The following is a 25,145-nucleotide window of genomic DNA, read 5'->3' as shown; positions in this document are numbered from 1 at the left end:
GGAACGAGATGTGCCAACCATGTGTCCACGATGGATTCGTACGGAAGCATCAGGACATATGGACGCACTGGTCAACTCAGCAACCTCATTCCAACATCCCGCCCGGATTTCGTCCGGCGGCGACGCGAAAACCGCGCGCGTCGCTGAAACACATGACGACGACGAAGCTGGAGAAACGTCAGTCGACATCATCTGGCCAGACAAAGCGTTTGAGTTCGCGTGGCAGCAGGTTTTGTCGCAGCCAGGCACTCGGACACCTGCGCCCCAGGTTCAGGCAACAGTGGACTCCGCAGCCGTGACAGCAGACTCTGCTGACGCACAAACGGAAGTTGCGCAGCAGGGTTTCCCGGATTTATTAACTGGTCAAGTGGCAGTTCCAACGTCCGAAGCGGCGAACGCAATTTGGTGGGATCAAAATTCGATCGTAGAACAAGCTCCAGGGGATTCAAATCAACCACCAGCCACAACGAGCGGTGACGCACCAACATTTGATTCGCTCGCGCTACTTGATTCTGTAGACATAGATCTGCAACTCCGACCGGTCCCAATCGTTCCAGAAGACCCGATGAAGTGGAACTCAAACGCGAGTCCACCATCACTACCGACCGCCACTGACGGGGCAACTCTTCAGGCCGAGGACTTCGCTGCCGGCAATCCTTCGTTGCAGACGGATGCGGCATCGTTTGGGGATTCCACGTCCTCCAGCCCATCGCCTGCTGTGCCGCAATTGTCAGCACAAACAGAATCTCCCGCAGTGGCGACCTCGTTAAGCAACGCGAACTTCACGTCGCAACCGCTGACAACTCAGGTGCTGACCGCGCTGGCTCAACGCCTCTCGTCCGTTGTCGAACAGACGGCTGATTCTCTGACGTTGCGGCTTGATCCGCCCGAACTGGGTGAAGTCGACGTGCAGTTTCAGCGGTTAGACGACGGCATCACCATTCGCGTGACCGCGAAGGAGGCCGTGACGATGGAAATGCTGATGTCGCGCGGTGCCGAAATCGAACGGCTGCTACGAAATCAAAACCCCGACGTGCAGAAGTTTGAATTTCATCATCCAAACGCGAACGGTGAATCGAACTTCGGCGAAAGCGCAAACCAGTCTTCACGACGCGACGCAGAAGCACGCCACAACGGATCGAACATTGACGGAAATCAACACAACGGATCGGCGGACGACCAGCCTGTGGCAGCGAAGGTTCGCCGCGACGACGGTACGGCGCGTTCAAGGATTCGAGCGTAGTTTACACAGCGTAGAAATGATGAAAGGAATCGAGAATGGCTGAAGAGTTTAGCGCCGAACTGGGGCGTAGTCAGTTTTTGCAAATGTTTGTTGCTCAGGTCCAGCACCAGGACCCACTTTCACCGATGGACCAGACCGAAATTCTGGGGCAGCTCGCCCAGTTTTCTCAGGTCGAGTCGCTTGAGACGCTGAACAGAAATTTCGATTCGTTCCTGCAACAGGAACTAGCCGACGACAACAGCAAACTTGTTTCTGCCAGCGAGGCGGTGCTGGGCAAAGAAGTGGAACTCACCACCGGCGGCGGTGGCCTTGTCGACGCGGTTCGCCAGGAAGATGGCCAGGTATTGGTCGAGATTGACGGGCAACTCATGCCGCTCGCCGACGTCAGCGCCATTTCCCGCGTAGAACCCGACAGTGATTTTCTGTTCGGTCCACTACTGAACGGCATCTAACTTTCTGCTTTCCGTAATCCGTCCACTGCCCTCAGCTTTTTTACTTCGGATTTATCATGGCCAACTCACTGCTCACCGGTATCTCAGGACTTCGCGGCCATCAGAAGATGCTGGAAGTCATTGGAAACAACCTTGCCAACGTCAACACGACCGCCTTCAAGACGGCTCGCACGCTGTTTGCCGACTTGATGTACGAAAATAATCGCGGCGCGTCTTCGGGAACGACGGGTGTGGTCGGCAGCGTGAATCCGTTACAGGTCGGTACGGGAAGCAAAGTAGCTAGTGTCGACCGGAATTTCTCACAGGGCAACCTTGAAGAAACGGGCGAACAGCTCGACGCCGCTATCGACGGCAGTGGCTTCTTTATTGCCAGCAATGGTCGCAACCAGGTCTACACACGAGCGGGTGCGTTTAGCATCGACGAAAACGGGTTTCTGGAAGATGCGTCGACCGGGTACCTGATTCAGCGGTTCGGCACTGTCGGCGAAGATACCAGCGAAGGACCCGCGTTTCAGGAAGTCGGCGACAACAGAATTCAGATTCCTATCGGCGCCAGCCTGTCCGGCAGCCCAACGACTCAGATTGCGTTTGCCGGTCAGTTGGGAGCCGACGCGACTGGCCCGCAAAATCGTTTGATCACAAGTGTGCCGCTGGAAGTCGCCGGGGTACTTGCGACTGGAGGCACTCTGCTGAACGATCTGGACACCAGCCTCACACCATATGAACTTGGCGACCGTTTGCAGTTTACATGGCAGCGGCCATCCGGTGAGCAACAGAAAACTTTCCTGGACGTGGACGCTGCCACTACAGTACAGGACGTGGTGGATCACCTGCAAACTCAGTTCGACACCGATGCCACGGTCACGTTTGTCGATGGCAGAATCAACGTCGAAGCCACGGCCAGCGGTCCGTCCGAGATCTCCGTAAGAATTGACGACGACCCGGAAAATACGGGGGTGAGCAACGGGGACTTTTCAACCAGCTTTGGCGTCGAAGAACCTGGTCGCAACGCCACCGTCGTTCGTAACTCCGCTCACATTTTCGACGAGCGAGGGGCCGAACACATTCTGGACTATACGCTGGAGAAACAAGTCGACGATTCGTGGACTCTGTCCGTCGAACTGCAGGGGACCAGTGGTCAGGTGCAGGACGGATTGGTCGAAGGCATTCGATTCGCCTCCGACGGCTCGCTGGCTCAGATTACCGGCACCGGCGAGGGCGACCAGGATATCCAGGTACTGTTTTCAGATTCCACGGTGGCTCAAATCATCGAAATTGATCTTGGCCGACTGGGTGACGTCAACGGGTTGGCGGAAATTGGATCCGGCGTCGACACGACCTACGTGACCGACGGCTACAGCCCGGGCAAACTCGCGAAGGTACAGATTGACGCCGACGGAACGCTGTCCGGTATCGGTAGCAATGGAGTTCGCTTTCCGCTGGCTCAGCTGGCGATTGCTACTTTCCGAAACCCGGACGGCCTGTCGCTCGCAGGCAACAACTACTACGAAGAATCACTGGCCAGCGGAACGGCTGACATCGGTGAGGCACTGGTCGGAGATCGTGGGGCGATTCGAGCCAGTCAGTTGGAAGGCTCAAACGTCGACCTGGCGCTGGAGTTCACTCGACTACTGGTCGCGCAACGAGGCTTCTCGGCCAACGCCCGGACGATCACCGTGACGGACGAAGTGCTGGAAGAGTTGACGAACATCATTCGATAGCATCGTTGCTTTGGGCTGATGACGTGGGGCCTCGGTGTACGCTCGATGGCACTCACGTTAAACCGTTATGTCGTAGCGAGTCTCTCGCGGCGTAAATTAAATTTAAACCGTGAGAGACTGACCTACGTGGCAACGTGCGTTCGGTCTCGGACCAGTCGGCTGATACTTTTGAACTGGTCCGTGCCAGCGACTTCGCACCATTCGAAGGCCACGCTTTCGGCCGTACAGACCACGCCGCCACAATCGCGAATTCGCTTCAGTGCGGTGTCGCGATCGGCCACGTTGCGGCTTCCAACGCCATCCGCCACCACGAACACTCGCAATCCTGCCGCGATCAAATCCAGCGTCGTCTGCAACACGCAAATATGAGCTTCAATGCCGACGACCACAACCTGATCACGGCTGCTGCGTTCGTCCGACGCCGACCGCGCTGCTCGCAAGCCTTCCGCCGCGCTGAAGCGTAGCTTCTCGAATGTCGTCGACTGAATATCGTGCCCAGCGATCGCTGGTACGGTTTTACCCAACCCTTTTGGATACTGTTCGGACACGAACGCAGGCACCTGCAGGATGTTCGCCACGTCCAGCAGAAAGCCGATGGTTGCCAGCAGTGGATCACCTTCGGCGATGACTGGCAGCAGCTTTTCCTGGACGTCGACAATCAGCAACTGCGAACGCGGAACGGAGAGCAGTTCCGGGCTGCGTGCGTGGAATGTCGGGTTGGCCGTTTGTTCGGGCATAGACATTATGCCGGAGGATTTTCGTGCCGCAGCAATGGGAAGAAAATGACGTCGCTAATGCGATGACTGTTGGTGAGCAGCATCACCAACCGATCGATACCGATTCCGAGTCCGCCGGCCGGAGGCATGCCGACTTTGAGTGCTCGAATGAAATCGTGATCCATTTTCGCCATCGAGTCTTCATCGGACATTCCGGCAAGCTGAGTCTGGAACAGATCTTCCTGCAAACGCGGATCATTCAATTCCGTATAAGCGTTCGCCAGTTCCATGCCTTTGACGAATAACTCAAAACGTTCTGCGATATTCGGATCGTCCTGCTTACGTTTCGTCAGAGGACAGATCGACGCGGGATAATCGGTTACGAACACCGGTCCCTGCAGATGATCTTCGACCGTCGCTTCGAATACTTCATTGATGATCACGTCTGGATGTGAACCTTCCGTTTCAATGCCCAGGCTCTTCGCTTTCGCCGCAACTGCTTGTGAATCCTGCATGTCGCAGCCAGCGTGTTCAGCAAACAGCTCGCCGTATGTCTTGCGCGGCCACGGTGGTGTGAGGTCGATTGTGTCACCATCGTCACCCCACGGCAGCACGGTCGAATCGCTGACGGCTTTGGCAGCGTCGACAACGATCTGTTCTGTTAGGTCCATCATCGAACGGTAGTCGCCGTACGCCTGATAGATTTCGATCATCGTGAATTCAGGGTTATGAGTCTTATCAACCCCCTCATTCCGAAACACTCGCCCAATTTCGAACACACGTTCAATACCGCCGACCATCAAACGCTTCAGGTGCAGTTCCAACGCAATGCGCAGGTACAGTTCCATATCGAGCGTGTTGTGGTGAGTAATAAACGGTCGCGCGGCGGCTCCGCCAGCAATGGCGTGCAGCACTGGGGTTTCGACTTCATGAAAGCGATGACCTCGCAGCGTCTGGCGAACGGAATCAATGATTGACGATCGCTTCAGCATGTTTTCGAGGACGCCGTCTCCGTAGATCAGGTCCTTGTACCGCTGACGCAGTTTCGTTTCTTCGTCTTCCAGCCCGTGGTACTTTTCCGGCGGTTGAGTCAGCGACTTGCACAGCACGGTGAGGTGTTCAACCTTCACCGACGGTTCGCCGCTGTCGGTACGCCACGCAACACCGTCGATGCCGATCAGGTCGCCGAGGTCCAGGTGCCCCATCAACGTCCATTGTTCTTCAGAAAGATCGCCGCGCGAAAACAGAAGCTGGATCGTTTCTGTTTGGTCTTTGATCACGTAAAACCGCAGCTTGCCCGCTTTCCGGCGGTTCATGATACGACCTGCCACGCGAACTGTTGGCCCGGTTTCGCCCGATTCCGCAGGAACTTTCGCGCGTGCTTCGGACAGCGACAGATGATCGTCGAATCGTTGACCGAACGGATCCAGTCCCATTTCGACGATCTTGTCCAGCTTATCCAGCCGTGCCTTTTCGAATCGATCGGGCTTCTGCTTTTTTTGCCCCGCGTTTCCGCCGCCCGCCTGCTGACCGTCCTCTGACATACCTGTGCTGTTTCCTCGAAGTATCTACGACAAATGTTATGGCCAGGGCCTGTTTGCGCCTGAGTTCCGGAACTTCTCGCGGCCGCCGATCAAGTCAGTCAGCTCTTGTGGCGGATGATAAGCGACCGTCTGCCGACGAACTACCGGCGACGCATCGCGAATCGCGTTTTGGCGGACGTAAGAAGCGATTTTTCTTTTCCAGACTGTCGGAAGTCGTTGAAATGGCAGTGGTTGGCAAAGCCGCAGAATGGCGAGCCTGCTTGTACTCGCCGCCAACGCTTTACCAGAATAGAATGACGTCGGAGACTCACCGCCATTATCTGTCTGAAGCCTGCAAAAACTGGCAGTGGGAGTGTGCCGTACGCGTGAGAAGCCTGCATGTTGAAACGCCGCAAACGTCTGTTCCGCCTGATGGCCGTGGTGCTGGGGCTATTGGTCTTCCCGGTCGCGGAGGTCCTGTGCCAACTGGCGGGCTGGGGAGCGGTTGCCACCTCGACGAACGCGTTCTCTGAATTCGCTGGCGTGCGCCCGCTGTTCGAAAAATCGGACGACGGCGAGCGATTTGTTGTGGCGAAGAACCGGCGAGCCTTCTTTGCTGAAGAATTTTTTCCAGCTCGCAAGCCGGTTAACACGCGGCGGATTTTTGTGTTTGGCGGATCGACCGTGCAGGGGCGACCGTATTCGATTCCAACGGCCTTCACTACGTTTTTGAAGATCGGTCTACAGCACGCGGACCCGTCGGTGAATTGGGAAGTCGTCAACTGCGGCGGCGTGTCCTACGCCAGCTACCGTTTGTTGCCGATTCTGAAAGAATCACTGAACCACAAGCCAGACCTTTTCATTGTGTGCACGGGACACAACGAGTTTCTTGAGTGTCTGACGTACGGAGAAGTTCGGACCGCGTCGCCTGTCGTGAAAACAGGCTACGGCTTGCTGCGAGATTTTCACAGCTTTCGAGTGTTGCAGCGCGCACTTCAACCTTCTCAGGAGCCAGGTAACGCATCGCCATCGGCAGTGCTGCCGGAAGAAGTCGACGCCATTCTTGATCACCATGGTGGTTTGGAAGCGTACACTCGCGAATCGCTAAGTCGATCTGAAATCGTGAGCGCCTTTGCAGACAACCTGAAGCACATGGTCGCACTCGCCGCCGCCGAAAACATCCCGTTAATGATCATGCAGCCACCGTCAAATCTTCGGGACTGCCCTCCGTTTAAGTCGCAGTTTGCGGCGAACACAACTCTGGAAACTCAGGCGCAGATAGAGGCGTTGTTGTCGACCGCCAGCGATCACATGCAGCATCACAAAGACAAGGCTGTTGCGCTGCTAAAGGAGGTTGTTGCTTTGGATGATGAATTCGCGTTTTCGTGGTACCAGCTGGGTCAGGCTTACCTAAGCGTCAATCGGCCTGATGATGCGGCAGCGGCTCTTGTGCGAGCTCGCGACGAAGACATCTGTCCGTTGCGGATGACGTCTGAACTTGAAGGCGTGATGAAGCGGATCGTGGCAGAGCACAGTGTTCCATTCATTGACTTGCATCAACAGATGGCCGGGCTCTGCCGCGACAGCATCGTGGGGGACTCAGTGCTGGTTGACCATATCCATCCGTCGTTTCGCAGCAACCAATTGATTGCTCTGGGGATCATTCGTTGGATGCACGACGCGGGCTGCGCGAATGTGTTGAGCAACGATTGGCAGCCAGCGGCTGAGACGGCCTTTCAGGAGCACTTGCTGTCGTTGGACGATCTCTACTTCCTGCGTGGTCGGCGTACACGACAATCGCTTGCAGCGTGGACGCAAGGCCGAGCCGACGGGCCACCACTGTCGCGCTCCTCTAAAATGGCGCCGCCCGTCGCTGAGTAATGCCGTTGAGTAACGTAGAGTCGCTTGGCGACTCATTCCGGCGTGGAGCATGGCGCGTTCAGCCGTTGATCCGGCTCATCGTTGAAAGACAGTTGCAGCACCAACCGGCATGAACTCGGTAGCGTTTCTGTGTTCGGCTAGAACGAGCGTTGCAGCTTCGGTTCGGCCGGAGGAGCGTCCGCTGATAGCTCCATAGAAACCAGCTTGCCGCAGTGAGGGCATGGAACTCGGAAGTGACTGGTGACACGAGTGATCGCTCGCAGATCAGGGTTTGCCAGCGTCAGATTGCCGAGCTTATCGAAGGCGAATGCAGATGTACCGCGCGGCGTGCCAGCGAAGCGTGATACATGTTCGCGATCAGATGTCGGTCGCACCAACATGGGCCGTTGATCGGCGTCGTTGGCCAGAGCCAGGACGAAGTCTTTCGGGTGCATTGTCAGCCGAGTCGCATTGCCTGGGACAAAGCCAACCGGCTTTGTGTTGTCGGCAGAATACACTGCTACGAGCTTTCCAGACTTCAGTAACACGACCACATTGCCAACTTGGTCAACAACAAGGTCGCGGACTGGTTCGGACATCTTTGCCAGACGTGTTCGTTCGCGTTCTGGATTGATGGTGAAAATCTCACCGGTCGCGGCGTTCGCGGTCAGCAGGTTGCCGTTGCTGTCAACGCCCAATCCCGCCGGGGCGAAAGGCAAATGAGCGATCTCTGACTGGAAACCGGAATCCGTGATTCGAAGAACACGACCGGATTGTTCCTGCGACAGCAAAACGTGAGTGCCCAATCGCGGCGAATCCGTGACTCGGCAAACGCCGTCCAGATCTTTCGCCAGAACACTCGCGGTACCGCTGGAATCAACTCGGAATAGAATTTTGCCAGCTCGATCAGCCACCAAAGTGTCGCCGAACTGCGTGACGGTGACATCGACAGGATCGATCACACTTAGCGGAATGCGTTCAATAACAGGGCGAGACCGGACCAGCAGCGGTGCGTGCGAGTGGTCAGCAGCGTCGCCAGCGTGAGTTGCGCCAGCCAACAGCACCGAACTTAGCAGCATCAGTCTGGTCAACAGTTTCGACAAAATCATCGATTCCTTTGCTGTGTTAAGCTCGTTCGAACGCCGACATTGTCACACCGGGTACGGCGGTGGTCAACAAAATCCCGCAGAACTCATAACTTCACTCATAGATACAACGTACAAACTCAGCCAAAACCGCACGCACAATCGCGGCGAAAGATGCAGATTCTGCCGATTGTTCGTATCCTGCACGGTGATAAGCAGTTACGTCGCAATCTGCGGCGGGTTGTGAGCAAAATAGAACTGCTTCTGATCTGTCGTTTGCCAATTCGCGTACTGACGTTTTGCAATCGGGTTGTGAGCCGCAGAATGCGTTGACATTGGCGTCTGCTGTTCGCAAGATTATTCTGTCGCAGCGATTGCGGTCGACGCAAACCATTGGAGTTGAACGTTTTATGCCCGCTAGTGAATCGGACAAAGCCCTCGTTAAACGAATCCGGAGCGGTGAAGGCGAAGCATGGCAGGCATGCATTGATCAGTTTGAAGGGCGGTTGCTGGCCTTCGCTCGCAGCCGTTTAAACGACCAGTCATCGGCTGAAGACATCGTGCAGGAAACCTTCATGGGCTTTCTAAAGGCACTGCCTAACTACGATGACAGCACGCCGCTGGAATCATTTCTGTTTTCCATCGCGTCGCACAAATTGATCGATGCCATGCGGCGCATCGGGCGGCGTCCAACCGTCCCGCTGCTGCTACAGGATTCTGCCGGCGGCGTCCGGCGCGAACCCAGCGGAGGTGGCCGGGCGGCTTCCAGCATGATGCGAAGTCACGAAAAGTCGTTTGCCGAATCGGCGGTTGTGGAAGCCTGTCTGGCAGACCTGATTTCTGATTTTAAGCAGTCAGGCGCCTGGGAGCGGCTGCAATGTGTTGAACTGATCTTCGTGCTGGGCTGGGCGAACAAAGACGTCGCCAGACGCCTCGGCACCACAGAACAGGCCGTCGCTAATCACAAGTTCTTCGTCGTTTCCAAGCTGAAAGAGTCCGCCAAGAAGGCGCGGTTGCAGAATGTGAATCTTGACGGCATGGGCCTGGAATAGACTGATGCCGAAACGTCAAAAGACGGGGCTTCAATTCGAAACGGAATTGAGCTGGTTCATACTCGTGGGGGCTCTCGACGTATTCATGACGTACCTGATTCTGAGGTACAGTGCTGAACAACGGACTCACAACGTCATGATTGAAGGCAACCCGATCGCTCGCTGGGTGCTGCATCGTTGGGGCATGCAGGGCATGGTGATCTTCAAGTTTCTTATGATCGCAGTCGTGGCCACCATTGCTGAGGTGGTTGGCAAAGTCCGCCCTAGCGTCGGTCGTGGCTTGTTGGTATTGGGAACGCTGGTAGTCGGAGGCGTCGTGGTCTACAGCTTTCTGCTGCTGCAACGGAATCTGCTTTGACGTCGCGTTTTTTGCGAGCCTATTTGCACAGTTCGATAACAACGACCTGGCCATCGCCACAGACGGCGTGAATTGGCTGATCGCTTCGCGACTGCTTGACGGGCAGCATGATGAGCGCGGGAAATCGATCAGCAGTGGCCGTGGAGTGCGAAGTAATCTTCGGCAGGTCCGAAGGGCTTTCAGCATCGGCTGTCTGCACCGCATTGCAGCGAAACAGTTTGCGATTCACGTGCCCCATAGCGTCGATGCGGGCGATGGGTTCCTGCCCGAGGTAACACCCCTTCGTATAGGAAATCGCCTGTGCAACTCGATTGGCTTCCGGTGCCAGATTGTCACTGGAAACATCAACGCCGACGACGGGAAACCCTTCCCGAATACGTTGGTGCTCGAAAATTGTCTGGCCGCTCGGAACAGCACCGGCTGCCAGCAGCTTATTCCACAGTTCTTGCGGTTCATGCGTTGCCAGCAGTACGGTTGGTGTCTCATTCCACGCGACATGGATGACGGTTGCGGCTGGCGACTGTGAGCAAGTCCCCGCCGCAGCGTTGCTGTCTTCCGCGATGCCGGACGCTTTCAGCATGGCTGGTGCCTCAGGCCCTAGAAGCGCGAAAAACGAAACTTCGTCCGCGTCTGATTCGATGGCCACACCTTCGGTGATGATGTAGCGGTTGAGGTGATTGACCAGCGGCTGTTCGTCGTCGGTCAGTGTCCAGATTTCGTGGCATTCGTCCGTCGCCGCGATCAGGCCATGAGCGATAATCTTCGCCTTCACGTCGGTGAAGAAGGCTTCACACACGTGCCCCTGTGCGAGTTCTTTGATGTTGTTCGTGCAGAAATTATGCAAATACTTCGCTCGATCATTCCCCGAGACGCGAATGCGGCGCAACTGGGAGATGGGGCAGACGACGGCTGACGATTCGAGCGCATCGAGTTCGCTTGCGAGGTTTCCGAAGTGCTCAACGAACGCGCCGCCTTCGGAGGACGTGCCTAGCACCGGGTTGAGTGCCTGCAGGGTTTCGAGGAATTGAGTGGAATTCATCGTGAGGGGTCTGGTTCTGCGCTGGTGTAACGAATGTGAATTTGGCGAATTACCTTGGGATCATAGCGACGCAGCGGAAGAATACTCCGCGCGTCCTGAAAGTTAGGTGTCGGAGGAAGGTGGTGGTACAGACGTCGTCCTGAGTTCGGTTGGAATGTATCGCCCTTCCGCGAATTTCTTCAGTTCTAAGCGGGCTTGGGTGAACGAAGTCGGCGAGGCTGCTAAAACACTCGCTTCCTGCGGGGGTCCCCCTGTGACGGGGATGCTGAAATTACAGCGTGTTACGCTGACTTGTGGCCGCGGCGAACCGTCTTCGACAGCAAATCGCCTGTTCCACGAGCCCCACGCGGCCACGTGTTTAGGTAAACTGCTCTAGTTTGCGGGTTTCCCGCGTGAAAGCGACAACTGGATGACTGCTCCTTCAATTTGCGTACTTCGCGCTCCAGGAACAAACTGCGACCTCGAAACCGCTCATGCGTTTGAAATGGTGGGCGGAAAGGCGGATCGAGTTCATCTGTTTCGCCTGCTTGAGAACCCTGCTCTGCTTAAAGATTACCAGGTCCTTTGCGTCCCCGGCGGATTCAGCTACGGCGACGATATTGGAGCAGGTGTGATCTTCTCGCGGCAGCTTCGCGGCCAGCTGAATGACGCCATGCGGGAATTTCTGCAGGCCGACAAACTGGTGTTGGGCATCTGCAACGGCTTTCAGGTCATTCTGAAAGCTGGTCTGCTGATGCGTCGCGATGTCGATACGGCGGAAGACCGTAAATTCGAAGACAGCGTGACTCTGACATGGAATAACAGCGGCCGCTACATCGACCGTTGGGTCCGGCTAAAGGTCACGTCGTCCAACAGCGCTTTTCTGAAGGATATGGACGAGTTCGAAGTTCCGATCGCTCATGCCGAAGGTCGTGTTGCTATTGCGAACGACGAAACTCTGAGCGAACTGCGATCCGCTGGCCAGCTTGCGTTGTGCTACTGGAACGACAAAGCCACGACGCTGGCCGCAGCATCTGGTGATCCGACAGATATCGGCATTCTGGACGAACCAGACAATCCAAACGGATCGGTTGCGAACATCGCCGGCCTGTCTGATTCGACAGGGCGAGTGCTTGGCTTGATGCCTCACCCGGAACGATTTCTGTTCGCGACTCAACACCCACAGTGGACTCGACGGAAGCTGACAGGCGACGGTCAGGGCCTGCAGATTTTCCGGAACGCGGTTGAGTACTTTGGCTAACCGCGCCGCATGAAAAAAGCCGCTTGGTCGCGACGACCAAACGGCTCGAATGTGGTTGCTATTGAAACGATTTAGAACTGATCAGCACTCAGAGGACTTTCAACAGCGATGCCGTTGCGAAGTCGAGTACCGTTTGGCGTGATCAGCTTGATGTAGACGCTTTCGTCAATGTTTTCGCTAATCGTTCGAGCAGATCCGTCACACATCGAAACGACAACGATTCCCGGGTGATTGGAGTTCAGATATGGCCGTTGGCCTTCTGGTCCGGTTTTCGCTTCATTCGGAAATGCTGGATAACGCTGTGACGTCGAAGCGTCTATTCCAATCATGTTGTGGATATTCTGCAAGCTGGTTGCGGCTGCTGTGCCATTTACTGTTGCGGCATCAACAGGAACCATGAAGCCACACGCTCGTGTCCGAGGGTCGGCCCAATTGGTGCCGCCGGCGTTCAAGTTCTCTCCAAACATCAGCGTATTACCCGAGCCGTCGTAGATCTTGCCAACCGTGGCGCTTCCGTTTCGAGTAGCTGTGACAATTTGCGGCTGTTGTCCAGTCGTATCCGCGCCCGAAACTTCAAACTCTGGCCAGAATACGCCGGTCGCCTGTGTAATCTTGGCATCGTCAGGATCGTAGGTGCCCGCAAGATAGTCGCAAACAACGCCGTCGCCGTCCCAGTCCATGCTCTCAGCAGAAAAACTGTGCTCGGGAACGGCAAGATTGTTGGTAATCACCACACCGTCGCCAAATCCTGCATTTGCGACATAGCTAAGTCCACCGGGAGTCACGTAGGCAGATTCATCGTTGGGGCAGGCAAAAGCTTCGATGTACAGGGTGGAAGCGAGCTGCAAGTTAGGCGCCGCATCAAACGCCGCATCCTTGTTCCAGCGGTCATACGTACCCTGCTGGTCCATGTACGGCAACATTTCCAATGCCCAGCTTCGGCCCATGATTCTCGCTGGGCCCGAACCGGTGCTTACCGTAGGAAAGTATCCCAAGGCTGGCAGTCGGCTTTTGTTAGACGAAGCAAAGTTCAGTGCCGCCACGGTGACGTTGCGAAGGTTGTTCAGACACTGAGTTCGTCGGCCTGCTTCGCGAGCGTTCTGGATCGCGGGCAGAATCAGCGACATCAGCGTGGCAATGATCGAAATCACCACCAGCAATTCAATAAGAGTAAAGCCGCGTCGTTTTTTGGGGGACGCTGCTGTGAAACGACGTGACTGCATAGGAGTTCTCCTGAGAATTGATTGCGTAGTGGCAGAGGTGAATAGACGGGAAGTGTCCCTGACTGAACAGGGACCAATCTTTCAGGGTGCCGGAATCGACGATTTGTCCGGATTCAGCACGCCTGTATTGTGGCGGCGTCCCTGCACAATTCCAGTAACGCAAATTCTGGGGCAAATCCGGCGAAAAGTCTCCAGTATTTGTCGGATATCCCAAAAAACTTCCTAAAACCAACGCTACCAATGGGTTGCGATGTGCTCTGCCGGTCAGGCAGGAATGTTTACGATCGGCCACACCCCGCTGGATTCCCCGCGCTTTGCAGCAATTCGAAGCGCATCAATATGCAACATGCCGAGCCGGTACGCACCGGCGGGCGGTTGACGTGGTGGGCGAGTGAGCGGGACGGAAACCGAAACGCCAGTGTTGTTCCCGCTGGTCGCTGGGAGTGGTGCGTGACAAATTACTGCGTCAGTTAGCCTTCGCCAAATTCGTCGCTGTAATCGGCCATCGCGGCCTGAATGACTTTTTCTGCGTGGGCTCGGTCGTAAATACCGTCGATGGAAACCGTTTGAGACGTGTCGCCCGGCATTACCTTATAAGTTGTGAAGTAGTGGCGTAATCGCTGCACGATGGCCTGCGGCAGTTCGTCAATATCTTCGACATGTGACCAAATGGTGTCGGATGCCAGAACGCCGATGATTTTGTCGTCCGCTTCTCCGTCATCCACCATCGGGAGCCCGCCTATGACTCGCACGTTGATGATAATTTCGGATTTTGTGATCGGCCGTTCGCTTAGCACGCAGATGTCCAGCGGGTCACCGTCGCCTCGTTTGGCTCGAGGCATCATTGCGGCCACTCGCTTGCCACAGTAGGTCCTTGGAATAAAACCGTACAGAGCGGGCGGCTGCGAAGACGTGCGTTGAGGCCGGTCGACTCGAAGGTAACCCGTCACCTTGTCGACTTCGTATTTTACGAGGTCAAATGGGGAAATTTCGATAAATGCATGCACCATTCGAGGCGGATCGGGGCCCACTTCGAGGCCATGCCAGGGATGCGGTCGCCATTTGTAAAACGGCTGAGGAAACTTCATTGTGGTCTGCCGGTTGTGTCCAGAGAATCGCCGCGAACTGATCTTCGCACCTAAAAATGCGATACCGGACTCTAGGCAATTCAGAATTGCAGCGATACCCATTTCTGAAGCCGCCCAATAGCGGGCTATTTTGAAAAAGTTGTTTTCCCGAATCCGCTGACCACAGCGATGTTCCGTTGTTTTGCCTATCCTGTGATTTCCCGTTTGTGCGACCACGTGAGATTGCAGAGTCATGCCTCAGCTGCCGACGATTGACGATACGTTTGCCGAAGCCTTTCCCATGGTCGGCACACGCCTGATTATCACGGCAATCGATTTGGACATGGCGACGCTGGCCGCTTTGGAATTCAGTGGCAACGCCTCCAGCGTAATCGGCTGCGATGCTGAAATCGCAATCGAACGCGGCCTCAACGAATCGCGAACACCGGATGGCCGACCTGGCATCTCTGTGCTGGCGTTCGCCTTCAATAAGAAGTCGCTCGAAAAAGCGGTGGCCAGCCGCATCGGGCAAAACGTGCTCACGTGTCCCACCACCGCCTGCTATTCGGGCCTTCCAGAAGCGCCGAAAGATAGCTGCATCAAAGTGGGAGCTCAATTAAGGTACTTTGGCGACGGGTTTCAGATCTCCAAAAAACTGGGCACGCGACGGTACTGGCGGATGCCCGTGATGGACGGTGAGTTCCTTTGCGAAGACGTGTTTGGAACTCAGAAAGGAATCGGCGGCGGAAACCTCTTAGTGTGCGGACGGTCCCAGGCCGAAACGCTGGCTGCCGTGCGAGCGGCCGCAACGGCGATCAACGATCTGGAAGACGTGATCATGCCCTTCCCGGCAGGCATCGTTCGCAGCGGTTCGAAAGTCGGGTCGAAGTATCCTCAGCTAAAGGCCAGCACCAACGACAAGTGGTGCCCCACGCTAACCGGACAGACGGAGACCGAATTGCAGGACGGTGAAAAATGCGTCTACGAAATTGTGATCGACGGCTTTTCCGAAAGCGCCGTGGCGAACGCGATGCAAGTCGGGTTGGAAACCGTTTGCGCAATGCCAGGAGTATTACGAGTCTCTGCAGGGAACTACGGCGGCAAACTCGGCCCACACCACTTTCATCTGCACCGCTTGAAGGAGCAGATTTGAGATTGGGGAGTTCGCCTCTCAGCGACCGCGCTGCGCGAGCTGAACCTGCTGTCGCCCCATTCGGGGCTGGTGCGTCGTTGTTATCCCTTGCTTCCGTTGGCTTACACCGACGGCTACGTGCTTCGGCCTTGCCGGGCCAATCGCAGAGTCACAGTTTGGGATCTCATGCTGCCACCTATGTGTACTGGAGCAACCAGCGACACATCGCCGGCGCTTCAGCCCTCGTCCTGCTCAATCGCCTGCCACGCCAATCGGCCGACGGGCCTACCCGTCAAAATGTTTGCAGATGGCCGATAAGCCGGGTTTTGTCGGCGACGACGCAAGCCGTCGCGGGCGTTCATTTATCTACGATGCCGATTACTCGACACCTGCAGCAACATACCCGAAGGTCAGACGATCCGGACAAGATCGTGAGTACCCGAAGGCACTCTTCCTTCTGCTTAGTCTTGCTCCCAAATGGGGTTTACCTAGCCGACTCAGTCACCTGAATCGCTGGTGCGCTCTTACCGCACCGTTTCACCCTTACCTCGGAAGCCGTTGCCAGCTTCTCTTCGCGGCCCCTTCGGAAAAGAACCGTTCAGGCGGTCTGCTCTCTGTTGCACTTGCCCTATCCTCGCGGACGGTGGGCGTTACCCACCATTGCGTCCTGTGGAGCCCGGACTTTCCTCTCCGCCATTTCTGACGCAGCAAACGCCTGGCCATCTGCAAACAGCTAAGGCAGTGTAACGATGACACGGCTAATGCGGTTAAGTTTGAATTCCATTTGTGATGAGAATACGCAGCTGGCTAAAGCAATTTACGTTTTGTTGTGGACGGGCCTGGCTCGTGGGAACCGGCCCACGTAGGACAAACACCGATTTCCGCGGTTACAGTTCAGCGTGAAACGCTGTATCTCAGTTGTCGCCGAATCCAGTGCTGGAGGATCACGATGCAGCTTGGCGTATGGGTAATCTGCCCTGCACACACGGCGTCGAACGCTTCGCGAGCCGTCATTTTCACGCAGCGGATCTGTTCGGTGCCTTCCGGATTCGCGTCCTGAAAGCTCAGGTCCGTCGCCAGAAACAAGGTCGTCGGCGACACCACGCTGGCCGTAAACGGGTCGACGGTCGTCAGCTCTGTCCACGAATCGGCCACGATCCCCAGCTCTTCTGCCAGTTCACGTTGGGCGCATATCAGTGGCGGTTCGTCGTCTTCGCGCCCGCCGCTGACGGCTTCAATGGTGACTCGGCCAACGGCGTAGTGAAATTCTTCGGTTAGAAAGACGTGGTCATCCTGAAACGCTAGCACGCAGACGCCCGGTTTTATTGTGACCACGCTGTGAGTTCCCGGATTGCCGTCCGGTCGAACCACGTCGTCAAATTCCACCTTCAGCCATGGGTCTCGATAGGCTTCGGTGGTTTTCAGAATCTGCCATGGTCCGTACGAACGGCCCGCTTCGCGCTGCATGAAGTTTCTCGCTGTCTGGGGGTGCCTTTGCGATTGTCGTCAATCCTGCGTCGGCTGTTATCAACCTGAGCGGCCGGCGGCCAGCCCGAACCGATTATGTGATCGGCTGTCGTCGGGTGTAAGTCTTTCATTATAAACGAGTTAGGTTTTTCGTGGGCTGGCGAGGCGATTTTGGCACCGCGTTCGCTTCTACAGAAAGCAGCAAACTCAAACGGATTTGAGATCACATATATACGAACAATGGTTGAGGTTCCGGCAAGGCGTCTTCTGACCTGCCGATAGTCGGCCTCACCTTAATCGTAGTTGCACATAGCGGTCACTGAAAACTCCCTGCTTTCGCGGCAGGCTCCGCCTGACTCACCACGGAGCATTGGCTTGAGTCATTTCATTTACGACGGGTTTGGGCCTGTCGCGAGGCAGGGAGTTACTCGGCCGTCTTTCTCTCTAAATCACTGTCAAGGACTACACTCATGAAACGGACCTTCTCAATACTTCTTGTGGCGAGCGGAATGTTGTTCGCCATCGCTGCTGTCGCCAACGCTCAGGGCCGTGGCCACCGCGGTCATTCCCACTTTAGTTCACGTGCTCGAATCGGATCCTACTCGAACTATGGCTCTGCACACCGCCGCGGGCCAACGGTCGGCTACGGACGCAGTGCTTACGGACCCTACATTTCTCGTAGCTATGCACGAGTTTCACCGGGGCCGCGTTTCGGAAGCCGTTCGTACTCGCAACGAGCCTACGGCAATTATCGCGTTCGCAGCACTGGGTTTGGGCGGAGCTGTCGGTAACGTGGCCCGCGTTAGTTAGCTTTTCATCGGGCGAGATTCGATCTCGCCCGGTTTTCGAGGGCGCGGTATCCTTAGCGTTTCCTGAAAGCTGATAGCAATCAGCCAGACGAAGCCGGTCTTCACTCGAACCCGAAATGCGAATGGATTCGCAGCACACAAAAAATGAGACGATGCCCTCGACGTCCAGTGAACGACAACGGAACCTCGTTGTCGTCTTGCTGATTGTTGTGCTGCCGTTTGTTGTTCAGGCCGCCTACTTTAACGGCGGCTTCTACTACGACGATGACTTTCACCTGGATCAGTGCCGGCTGATCGATCAGGGCGAAATTTCGCTCAGCGATTATGTGACTCTGCCTCACGGTGAGCATCTGATTCCGCTGTGGAAGCTGATGTTTTACGGCTGCTGGTCACTGTTCGGTGACCATTCCGCCGGCTTCCACTTTTTCATGTCGGCGTTCCATGTCGCGTCGGCTCTGTGCCTGTTAGTGCTGCTGCGCACTTACGTCCAACATCGAGCGGCCGCAATCGCCGCCATTCTGTGGGCCGGCGCCGCCGTTGGAGGGTGGGACGGACCGTTTCTGTGGATTGCCGCGTCGCACCTCGCCGTTGGCGTGACGTTCTTTCTGGCGGCCATGCTTTGCCTCACGCGGTTCAGCGAACACCATGACAAACGATGGGCCGCACTGATGTCGTTGCTGCTGTTGACGGCGTTGCTGACGATGCATGCACTCATCGTGTTAACGCCTGTCCTCGTTCTGCAGTACCTGTTGTTCGAACGGCGGCCAAACGAAGAACAGGCAAAACGGATTCGCTGGGTGGCTGCTCTCGTTGTGCCGTGCGTGATTCTTACTGTGCTGCACTTTACCTGGGTTAAACCGGCGATTGAGAAACTCGACCGGCCACCGACCAATCTTCTCGCCGGTCTACAAATGCTGGGCGGCGGGTACGCAGCGTCTTCGTGGAACCTTGTGTTTTGGAAGGGGTCCGCCGTTCTTTGGGGGCGAGTCGCGGGGGCCGCAATTCTGGCGGCACTGCTGCTGCGAACCAGCCGGAACGCTCAGAAAGTCGGGCTGTTGTTCTTCTCACTATCCTTCTGCTTTAGCGTGCTGGCGTACATGGCTCGATCGGGCTGGGACGTTGACCACGTGCTGATGTGGGGGCGGTACCGGTACCTGCCGACGTTGTTCTGGGTGGTGCTGCTGGGGCTGGTACTGGACCGAGGACTTGCGCACATCGCCGTTCACCGGCCGCAGATTGCGAAGTTTGCTCCGGCAAGTTTCCTGTTGCTGTTCGTGGTGGCTCAATGCCGTATCGCGGCAGAATCGGCGAACGTCTTTCGCCAGCTTTCTTCAGAATCAAAACACGCCACCGCGCCGGATGAGAAAACTCAGGCGTCGGTTTTTGGCGTAACTGGGATCAACATTGACAGATCAGCGGCATTGCGGATTCAATGCGAGTCGCGTGTAATTGCAGAAACTTGAAAGGAGTCAGGTTCGGTGCGAATTGGCTGGGTTGGAGTTCACTCGGAAGGCATTCCTGCGCTGGCGGCCGTCTGCGCGGCAGAATACGACGTTGTCGGCATGCTGACCCTGCGCCGCGACAAGGCGGAACGTCGCTGCGGTTCCGCGGACTACGAGACCATCTGCGAGGATTATGACATCCCGCTGCACGAAGTCGACAATATCAACGACGAGAGCAGCGTTACGCTTCTGAAGTCATGGAATTGTGATCTGCTGGTTGTGCTGGGCTGGGGCCAAATTCTCGGCCCGGACGTTTTGAATACTGCTCGCGTTGGAGCCGTGGGCGCTCACGCTTCGCTGCTGCCTCACAACCGAGGCAGTGCGCCGGTGAACTGGGCCATTATTCGCGGCGAACAGCAAACCGGGAATTCGTTAATCTGGCTGTCGGAAGGCGTCGACACTGGGGAACTTATCGATCAGCGAGCCTTCCCCATTACCCCCTACGACACGTGTTCGACAATCTACGACGAGGTGGCAGCGTCGAATCGAGACATGCTGCTGGATTTGTGTTTTCGTCTGGAAGCCGGTGAACGTCCCGGCGAACCGCAACCTCACAGTGACGAGGACGCGCTTCCGCGTCGACGCCCTAAAGATGGGTTGATCGACTGGAACAGACGCAGCAAAGACATCTACAACATGGTGCGAGCGTTGACGCGGCCATATCCCGGAGCGTTCGCGGATCTCAACGGTCAGACATATCACGTCTGGAATACCGCAATGTTGCCGCTGCCGGCGGCTGTCGCCCTGCCCGGTACGGTGTTGGGTTCGGTTTGCTGTCCGGACAGCAGTGCCTGCGGACAACTGGTTGCAACCAAAGACGGGGCGATCCTGTTGCTGGAAGTTGAGGACAAGCACGGCCAGGTGCTACGTGGGCGTGAATTGAGCGAACAAAACTGGACCGCCAGAACAAGACTGCGCGATGCGGCGTAGGCACTCAGAATCGCAATCACTTTTTTCAAAAACTCTTCCATACACAAATGACAGCGTCGAATCGAAAACCCCGGCAAGTCCTCGTCATTGCCGCTCATCCAGATGACGAACTGTTGGGCTGCGGCGGCACGGTGGCGTTGCACGCCGCAAATGGCGACAACGTCACTTCTGTGATTGTTTGCGAAGGCGAATCACTGCGTTACGGCGAAGACGGTGTGGGGCAGTCGGACCATATTCAGGTCGCCGCGAACACGTTAGGCGTTCAGGATGTGCACACTCTTAAGTTTCCCGACCAGAAGCTGGACACGTTTACTCTAACGGACATCATCACGCCGCTGGAGAAGGTGGTTGAAGAAGTTCAGCCGCAGGTCGTCTACACGCAGTACGGCGGCGACATCAATCGAGACCACGAAATCTTATTCAAAGCCATGCTGGTGGCGACTCGACCGATGGAAGAATTCATCGAAGCCATCTACGCCTTCGACACAGCCAGCAGCACCGAATGGGCGTATCCTCGCACGTTTATTCCCGACACATGGGTCGACATTACATCTACGTTGGAGCAAAAGCTGGCTGCCATGGCTTGCTACAAAAGTGAAGTGCGGCCGCATCCTCATCCGAGGTCACTCGAAGCGTTGGCTCACCGAAGTGCGGCATGGGGAAATCAATGCTGCATGGAACACGCGGAAGTCTTTATGACGATCAGAAGGACGATCAGAAATGGCCAAACGCCTGTTTGATATCGTGGCCGCTGCGACCGCGTTGATTGTGCTGGGGCCGATCATTCTGCTGGCGGCAGTCGGAGTCCGTTTGTCCAGCAAGGGGCCGGCGTTCTATTGCCCGCATCGCATTGGTCGTGGTGGGAAGCGGTTCACGCTGTTTAAGCTTCGTACCATGCACGTCGACCATGGCGGCAACGCCAGCGTCGTGACCGGCGCGACAGACGCTCGCGTGTTCGCGTTCGGCAACATGCTGCGGAAACTAAAACTGGACGAACTGCCGCAGCTGTGGAACATTCTGAAGGGCGATATGAGCGTCGTTGGGCCGCGACCGGAAGATCCAAAGATCGTGGAATTGCACTACGATGAACTCGGCTGGGAAACGCTGGCTGTGCGGCCGGGGCTGGCCGGAGTCAGCAGCATTTACAATTACACGCACGGCGAAAGAATGCTGACCGGCCCTAACCCGGAACAAATTTACGTTCGCGAATTACTGCCAATCAAACTCGCTCTGGAAGTGGTCTACCTACGAAACGCGTCGTTGGTCTACGACGCGAAACTGATCCTGCGGACGGTCGCCGCGATCGGGCAGATCGTGTCCGGGCGCACGGAATTCGCCGATCCGCCAGAGATGCCGGAAGCTCGAACGCTGCTTGCCGCGAGCTCAGTGGCCCTGCAACGAGCAGCGTGAGTCGGATAAGGATAAGGAGGAACTTAGCCTCCTCCTTATCCAGCACCGCCGGGGCGGGACGGCCCGCCATCCGGTTGGAGCTGACGCTCCGAATAGAACGCGTCGTTCCCGTCGATCACTCACCATTTGCAACACACGACACACCCCTCCAGCGACCAACGGGAGCACCGCCGGCGCTTCAGCACCCGTCCCGCTCACCCGCACCCCACGCCAACCGCCCGCCCGCCGGTGCGTACCGGCTAGCGGCTTTGTTCTGGCCAGTCGTCGGTGCGGAACGGTGAGGCGGGGATGTTGGCGGCGTTGTAGAGGCTGAACACCGGGTTCGCTGCCCAGGCGTATCGCACGGAAGCCGGTTCGGTCACTTTGTCACTGCTGACAATGACTTTGTCGCCGTCAATTTTGGCATCGGCCCAGACAAACTTTTTGTCCGGCCCGGCGATGGCAAATCCTTCAACCTTGTCACCTTTGGCTCGCAGCCCGTCAGAGTGGTCAAATTCGATGATTACTTTGTTGCCGTCAACTTTCGAAGTTCGATAGATCGGGCCCATGGGGAGCATGTCTTTTTCGTAGACGCTGGCCAAGGCCCATTGAGCTAACCGTTGGCCGACCGATTGTTTGTCCTTCGGATGAATGTCTTTCGCTTCGCCCACGTCGATGGTAACGGCCATGCCGGTGTTTGGCAGTGAAAGAGTTTTCAGCATGCCTTCCTGCACCTGTACCCAGCCGTCGGTTTGGGAAGGTTCTGTTTGAGGCGACCGAAAGTTGGGCAGCTGAACCCATGCAAACGGAAAGTCGCCCTGCCCCCAGCGAGTTCGCCAGTCGGTGATGAGTGTCGGGAGTTGGTCGCCGTACAGATGCGAGAAGCCTCGCCCCGAACTGTTTTCCCCCTGATACCAGATGGCACCTTTGATCGTGAATCCGACAAGTGGATTAATTTTGCCGTTGAACAGATTAGCCGGGTAGTTGCGGTCGTCGCGAGGTCGCCCAGCCAGTTGTGGCTTACGCGGGGCTTTCTTGCCGTCGGCGCGAGCGGCCTTGGCTTTCTGCGTCCATGCGGCCAGTGATTTTTCGTATCGCGCTTTAGCGGCCTCTTCGTCGTACGCGGTGTCTGATTCTTTCCAGGCATCCAGTCGTGGCTTGATGGCGGAGACGGCTGATTGCGCTGGCATGCTGGTCCATGATTCGACGGACGTGCCGCCGACCGAGGAATTGATCAGGCCGATGGGGACGTTCAGTTCTTTATGCACCCGCCGTCCAAAGAAGTACGCGGTTGCAGAAAAGCTACCGACGGTGTCTGGACTGCATACCGCCCACGAACCGTTAGCATGTTGCTGAGGTTCTCGAGCGTGGCCGGAGGTGACTTTAAACATCCGGATCTGCGGGTAGTCTGCCGCTTTGGCTTCCGCATCGAAGTTCTTCGCGCGGTTGACGGTCATCGCCATGTTGGACTGTCCTGAGCACAGCCACACTTCGCCGATCAGCAGATCCTTCACGGTGATCTCGCCGCCGTCTCCCGCAACGGTCAGTTGATGAGGGCCTCCGGCGGGCAGCGGTTTGAGGTTCAGTTGCCAGCGACCGTCTGCATTGGCCGTCGCTTTATGTCGCTGGTCAGCGATGGAAACGGAGATGTCAGCACCAGAAGTCGCCCAACCCCAAACTCGCACCGGTTTGTTTCGGTGCAGGACCATTGCGTCAGAAAACAGGCTTGGCAGCTTCAGTTCGGCATTCGCGACGTTGGACAGACCAGACAGCACCGCAAGCGATATCAGGCAACAATTCCTCATTATATTCATTCTGAAAATTCTCCGATTGAGTGGTTTGTTAAACTGAACTGGTGGCGGGGCTCGCTATTATTCCGTGCGATCTGCAAGACGCTCACTTTACATGGAACAACAGACTGATGACAACCAGGACAGTGGAAACCGGGATCTGCCGGTTCGATCTCGAAGACCGTGGCATTCATGGCTACATGGCTCGCATTATGCGACGTGGCGAGTCGCATCAGCACTTCTTTTCGGACAGTGTCCACGGTGGTAAACGGAAGGCACTGAAGGCTGCTCGCGAAAAGCGGGAAGAGTTGCTGGAATCGCTGCCTGAGCCGAAACCGCTGCGAGGCCGACTGACGAAACGAAATTCGACCGGCATCGTCGGCGTGCATTTGACTCAGGACACCGACCGCCGCAACAAAGGTTATGAATACTCCTACCGGTCGTACGTCGCGTCGTGGCTGGACGAAGACGGCAAGCGAATCAACGTCCGGTTTTCATGGAACAAGTACGGCGAAGAGGCCGCGCTGGAGTTGGCGAAAATTGCGAGGAAACGGGAGCTGCGGGACCGAGATCAGATTGTCAAAATCTACGAACGCAGCGCGGCCGCCAAAAAGAGACGCAAGAAAGCACCAAGTGCAAAGGCGAAGAGCACGAAGAAGAAGGCGGTGAAAAAGAAAGCGCCGGCCAGGAAAACGTCCGCGAAGAAGAAGTCGGTCGCCAAAAAGAAGGCAGTAAAGAAAGCCGCGAAGAAGAAAAAGTCTCGCAAGAAGTAAGCTCAATTCGGCGACGAATCGAGGATGCTGCCCGGCAGCAACGCCCAGTCGCCTGCCATTGCGCCCGGCTATTTTTGGAAAAATCGGTCCGCTGCCAACTTTGCATGCTGCCTCAGCTTGCGCATTAGTTATTGTCCGGTAACTAACTGTTGAAGTGCGAGGAGGGCAGCGATTGGCTCGGCCGAGGACCATATCTGACGAACTGATTCTCGAAACGGCGCGCGAGTGCTTTTTCGAGCATGGGCCTTCTGTGTCGACGGATCTGATTGCCGAGCAGCTGGGAGTGTCGCCTCAGGCGCTGTTTAAGCGGTTCAATAATAAGCAGGAACTGATGCTGGCCGCGGTGGCTCCCACGGGGCAGGCTTCGTGGATTCCTCTGGTTGAAGCGGGGCCGGACGACCGTTCTCTGGACGAGCAATTGACGGAAATTCTGCAGGTGCTGGCCGACTTCTTTGTGGACATTTCCCGGCGTATGTCTGTACTCAGGTGGAGTGGTCTGGATCCGAAAAAATTATTGGACAGATTCGACGAACCACCACCGCTGGTCGACATTCGAGTTTTGGCAGGCTGGCTGTCACGGGCGGCCGACAAAGGCCTGATTCGACCGGTCGATTTTCGCGCCACGGCGGTGATGATGCTGACGTCGATGCATGGGCCGGCGATGCTGACCGACATGCTCGGCCAGCACCCGACAGGCCATTCGCGAGACGAATATGTGGCGCTGATGGTGGACGTTTTATTACAGGGCATGGTGCCGCGAGATTGATGAGAAAA

22 protein-coding genes and 1 other RNA gene are annotated in these 25,145 nt (G+C 56.4%); 14 read left to right on the top strand and 9 right to left on the bottom strand.

Annotated elements, in window-relative coordinates; genetic code table 11:
* Positions 1-58: 58 nt before the first annotated feature.
* Genes Fuma_RS23705 through Fuma_RS23695 form a run of 3 tightly spaced genes read left to right on the top strand, consistent with a single transcriptional unit; the run spans position 59 to position 3,416 of the window.
* Positions 59-1,243, top strand: coding sequence for a flagellar hook-length control protein FliK (locus tag Fuma_RS23705; protein ID WP_077026303.1), 1,185 nt, complete (start codon positions 59-61; stop codon positions 1,241-1,243).
* Positions 1,244-1,278: 35 nt separating this feature from the next.
* Positions 1,279-1,695: a flagellar hook capping FlgD N-terminal domain-containing protein gene (locus tag Fuma_RS23700; RefSeq protein ID WP_077026302.1), complete on the top strand. Its 417-nt coding sequence runs from the start codon at positions 1,279-1,281 to the stop codon at positions 1,693-1,695.
* 56 nt (positions 1,696-1,751) lie between these two features.
* Positions 1,752-3,416, top strand: a complete 1,665-nt coding sequence (locus tag Fuma_RS23695) for a flagellar hook protein FlgE (RefSeq protein ID WP_077026301.1) — start codon at positions 1,752-1,754, stop codon at positions 3,414-3,416.
* A gap of 122 nt (positions 3,417-3,538) precedes the next feature.
* Here Fuma_RS23695 and Fuma_RS23690 read toward each other — a convergent pair whose 3' ends face one another.
* The gene (locus Fuma_RS23690; RefSeq protein WP_083732274.1) at positions 3,539-4,153 is read right to left on the bottom strand and encodes an isochorismatase family protein; all 615 of its coding nucleotides are present in this window, start codon (positions 4,151-4,153) and stop codon (positions 3,539-3,541) included.
* Positions 4,154-4,158: 5 nt separating this feature from the next.
* A complete protein-coding gene (gene lysS / locus Fuma_RS23685) occupies positions 4,159-5,676 on the bottom strand; it encodes a lysine--tRNA ligase (RefSeq protein ID WP_083732273.1) in 1,518 nt (505 codons plus the stop codon).
* 378 nt (positions 5,677-6,054) lie between these two features.
* Between lysS and Fuma_RS23680 the strand changes: the two genes are divergently transcribed.
* On the top strand, positions 6,055-7,536 hold the full coding sequence (locus tag Fuma_RS23680; RefSeq protein ID WP_077026300.1) for an SGNH/GDSL hydrolase family protein: 1,482 nt from the start codon (positions 6,055-6,057) through the stop codon (positions 7,534-7,536).
* A gap of 137 nt (positions 7,537-7,673) precedes the next feature.
* On the opposite strand, the gene Fuma_RS23675 is transcribed toward Fuma_RS23680, so the two are convergent.
* The gene (locus tag Fuma_RS23675; RefSeq protein WP_077026299.1) at positions 7,674-8,624 is read right to left on the bottom strand and encodes an NHL repeat-containing protein; all 951 of its coding nucleotides are present in this window, start codon (positions 8,622-8,624) and stop codon (positions 7,674-7,676) included.
* 386 nt (positions 8,625-9,010) lie between these two features.
* Here Fuma_RS23675 and Fuma_RS23670 point away from each other — a divergent pair, with 386 nt between their 5' ends.
* Both Fuma_RS23670 and Fuma_RS23665 read left to right on the top strand, forming a co-directional pair.
* A complete protein-coding gene (locus Fuma_RS23670) occupies positions 9,011-9,652 on the top strand; it encodes an RNA polymerase sigma factor (RefSeq protein WP_077028511.1) in 642 nt (213 codons plus the stop codon).
* 4 nt (positions 9,653-9,656) lie between these two features.
* Positions 9,657-10,010 carry a DUF5658 family protein gene (locus Fuma_RS23665; protein ID WP_077026298.1) on the top strand — a complete coding sequence of 118 codons (354 nt, stop codon included), beginning with the start codon at positions 9,657-9,659 and terminating at the stop codon, positions 10,008-10,010.
* Between the two features lie 19 nt (positions 10,011-10,029).
* Here the strand turns inward: Fuma_RS23665 and ygfZ are convergent, their stop codons facing one another.
* A complete protein-coding gene (ygfZ, locus tag Fuma_RS23660) occupies positions 10,030-11,049 on the bottom strand; it encodes a CAF17-like 4Fe-4S cluster assembly/insertion protein YgfZ (protein ID WP_077026297.1) in 1,020 nt (339 codons plus the stop codon).
* Positions 11,050-11,458: 409 nt separating this feature from the next.
* Between ygfZ and Fuma_RS23655 the strand changes: the two genes are divergently transcribed.
* Positions 11,459-12,289, top strand: coding sequence for a phosphoribosylformylglycinamidine synthase subunit PurQ (locus tag Fuma_RS23655; protein WP_077026296.1), 831 nt, complete (start codon positions 11,459-11,461; stop codon positions 12,287-12,289).
* Positions 12,290-12,360: 71 nt separating this feature from the next.
* Here the strand turns inward: Fuma_RS23655 and Fuma_RS23650 are convergent, their stop codons facing one another.
* Together Fuma_RS23650 and Fuma_RS23645 are read right to left on the bottom strand one after the other, a co-directional pair.
* Positions 12,361-13,512, bottom strand: coding sequence for a DUF1559 family PulG-like putative transporter (locus Fuma_RS23650; protein ID WP_077026295.1), 1,152 nt, complete (start codon positions 13,510-13,512; stop codon positions 12,361-12,363).
* 470 nt (positions 13,513-13,982) lie between these two features.
* On the bottom strand, positions 13,983-14,600 hold the full coding sequence (locus Fuma_RS23645; RefSeq protein ID WP_077028510.1) for an inorganic pyrophosphatase: 618 nt from the start codon (positions 14,598-14,600) through the stop codon (positions 13,983-13,985).
* A 232-nt stretch (positions 14,601-14,832) separates the two neighbouring features.
* On the opposite strand from Fuma_RS23645, the gene fhcD reads away from it, so the two are divergent.
* Positions 14,833-15,732, top strand: a complete 900-nt coding sequence (gene fhcD / locus Fuma_RS23640; protein WP_077026294.1) for a formylmethanofuran--tetrahydromethanopterin N-formyltransferase — start codon at positions 14,833-14,835, stop codon at positions 15,730-15,732.
* Between the two features lie 278 nt (positions 15,733-16,010).
* Here fhcD and rnpB read toward each other — a convergent pair.
* Together rnpB and Fuma_RS23630 are read right to left on the bottom strand one after the other, a co-directional pair.
* Positions 16,011-16,438: RNase P RNA component class A (gene rnpB / locus Fuma_RS23635), an RNA gene on the bottom strand.
* Between the two features lie 167 nt (positions 16,439-16,605).
* Positions 16,606-17,178, bottom strand: coding sequence for an NUDIX domain-containing protein (locus Fuma_RS23630; RefSeq protein ID WP_077026293.1), 573 nt, complete (start codon positions 17,176-17,178; stop codon positions 16,606-16,608).
* A gap of 961 nt (positions 17,179-18,139) precedes the next feature.
* Here Fuma_RS23630 and Fuma_RS23620 point away from each other — a divergent pair.
* From Fuma_RS23620 to Fuma_RS23605, 4 genes are read left to right on the top strand one after another with little or no spacing between them, the layout of a single operon-like run.
* Positions 18,140-19,450 (top strand): glycosyltransferase family 39 protein, encoded by a 1,311-nt coding sequence (locus Fuma_RS23620; RefSeq protein WP_158521111.1) that lies wholly within the window; start codon positions 18,140-18,142, stop codon positions 19,448-19,450.
* Positions 19,451-19,465: 15 nt separating this feature from the next.
* Positions 19,466-20,419, top strand: coding sequence for a methionyl-tRNA formyltransferase (locus tag Fuma_RS23615; protein ID WP_077026290.1), 954 nt, complete (start codon positions 19,466-19,468; stop codon positions 20,417-20,419).
* A gap of 47 nt (positions 20,420-20,466) precedes the next feature.
* Positions 20,467-21,159, top strand: coding sequence for a PIG-L deacetylase family protein (locus Fuma_RS23610; protein ID WP_077026289.1), 693 nt, complete (start codon positions 20,467-20,469; stop codon positions 21,157-21,159).
* Positions 21,140-21,829, top strand: coding sequence for a sugar transferase (locus tag Fuma_RS23605; protein ID WP_077026288.1), 690 nt, complete (start codon positions 21,140-21,142; stop codon positions 21,827-21,829). Before Fuma_RS23610 ends, Fuma_RS23605 begins: the two co-directional genes overlap by 20 nt.
* 239 nt (positions 21,830-22,068) lie before the next feature.
* On the opposite strand, the gene Fuma_RS23600 is transcribed toward Fuma_RS23605, so the two are convergent.
* Positions 22,069-23,622, bottom strand: coding sequence for a sialate O-acetylesterase (locus Fuma_RS23600; protein WP_083732271.1), 1,554 nt, complete (start codon positions 23,620-23,622; stop codon positions 22,069-22,071).
* 107 nt (positions 23,623-23,729) lie between these two features.
* On the opposite strand from Fuma_RS23600, the gene Fuma_RS23595 reads away from it, so the two are divergent.
* Complete coding sequence (locus Fuma_RS23595; protein ID WP_077028509.1) at positions 23,730-24,371, top strand: hypothetical protein; 642 nt, start codon at positions 23,730-23,732, stop codon at positions 24,369-24,371.
* A gap of 154 nt (positions 24,372-24,525) precedes the next feature.
* The gene (locus Fuma_RS23590; RefSeq protein ID WP_077026286.1) at positions 24,526-25,137 is read left to right on the top strand and encodes a TetR/AcrR family transcriptional regulator; all 612 of its coding nucleotides are present in this window, start codon (positions 24,526-24,528) and stop codon (positions 25,135-25,137) included.
* Positions 25,138-25,145: the final 8 nt, after the last annotated feature.

The organism is Fuerstiella marisgermanici (genome assembly GCF_001983935.1).
GTDB lineage: Bacteria > Planctomycetota > Planctomycetia > Planctomycetales > Planctomycetaceae > Fuerstiella > Fuerstiella marisgermanici.
This window is presented reverse-complemented; position numbering and strand designations above follow the sequence as displayed.

What these genes read in the sequence shown, in the direction of transcription:
- Fuma_RS23705 (WP_077026303.1), top strand. Translation starts at nt 59, where the DNA reads ATGGACGCACTGGTCAACTCAGCAACCTCATTCCAACATCCCGCCCGG.
- Fuma_RS23645 (WP_077028510.1), bottom strand. Translation starts at nt 14,600, where the DNA reads ATGAAGTTTCCTCAGCCGTTTTACAAATGGCGACCGCATCCCTGGCAT.
- Fuma_RS23675 (WP_077026299.1), bottom strand. Translation starts at nt 8,624, where the DNA reads ATGATTTTGTCGAAACTGTTGACCAGACTGATGCTGCTAAGTTCGGTG.
- Fuma_RS23650 (WP_077026295.1), bottom strand. Translation starts at nt 13,512, where the DNA reads ATGCAGTCACGTCGTTTCACAGCAGCGTCCCCCAAAAAACGACGCGGC.
- Fuma_RS23695 (WP_077026301.1), top strand. Translation starts at nt 1,752, where the DNA reads ATGGCCAACTCACTGCTCACCGGTATCTCAGGACTTCGCGGCCATCAG.
- Fuma_RS23700 (WP_077026302.1), top strand. Translation starts at nt 1,279, where the DNA reads ATGGCTGAAGAGTTTAGCGCCGAACTGGGGCGTAGTCAGTTTTTGCAA.
- Fuma_RS23690 (WP_083732274.1), bottom strand. Translation starts at nt 4,153, where the DNA reads ATGCCCGAACAAACGGCCAACCCGACATTCCACGCACGCAGCCCGGAA.
- lysS (WP_083732273.1), bottom strand. Translation starts at nt 5,676, where the DNA reads ATGTCAGAGGACGGTCAGCAGGCGGGCGGCGGAAACGCGGGGCAAAAA.
- Fuma_RS23680 (WP_077026300.1), top strand. Translation starts at nt 6,055, where the DNA reads ATGTTGAAACGCCGCAAACGTCTGTTCCGCCTGATGGCCGTGGTGCTG.
- Fuma_RS23605 (WP_077026288.1), top strand. Translation starts at nt 21,140, where the DNA reads ATGGCCAAACGCCTGTTTGATATCGTGGCCGCTGCGACCGCGTTGATT.
- Fuma_RS23610 (WP_077026289.1), top strand. Translation starts at nt 20,467, where the DNA reads ATGACAGCGTCGAATCGAAAACCCCGGCAAGTCCTCGTCATTGCCGCT.
- ygfZ (WP_077026297.1), bottom strand. Translation starts at nt 11,049, where the DNA reads ATGAATTCCACTCAATTCCTCGAAACCCTGCAGGCACTCAACCCGGTG.
- Fuma_RS23595 (WP_077028509.1), top strand. Translation starts at nt 23,730, where the DNA reads ATGACAACCAGGACAGTGGAAACCGGGATCTGCCGGTTCGATCTCGAA.
- Fuma_RS23600 (WP_083732271.1), bottom strand. Translation starts at nt 23,622, where the DNA reads ATGAATATAATGAGGAATTGTTGCCTGATATCGCTTGCGGTGCTGTCT.
- Fuma_RS23620 (WP_158521111.1), top strand. Translation starts at nt 18,140, where the DNA reads ATGCCCTCGACGTCCAGTGAACGACAACGGAACCTCGTTGTCGTCTTG.
- Fuma_RS23630 (WP_077026293.1), bottom strand. Translation starts at nt 17,178, where the DNA reads ATGCAGCGCGAAGCGGGCCGTTCGTACGGACCATGGCAGATTCTGAAA.
- fhcD (WP_077026294.1), top strand. Translation starts at nt 14,833, where the DNA reads ATGCCTCAGCTGCCGACGATTGACGATACGTTTGCCGAAGCCTTTCCC.
- Fuma_RS23670 (WP_077028511.1), top strand. Translation starts at nt 9,011, where the DNA reads ATGCCCGCTAGTGAATCGGACAAAGCCCTCGTTAAACGAATCCGGAGC.
- Fuma_RS23665 (WP_077026298.1), top strand. Translation starts at nt 9,657, where the DNA reads ATGCCGAAACGTCAAAAGACGGGGCTTCAATTCGAAACGGAATTGAGC.
- Fuma_RS23655 (WP_077026296.1), top strand. Translation starts at nt 11,459, where the DNA reads ATGACTGCTCCTTCAATTTGCGTACTTCGCGCTCCAGGAACAAACTGC.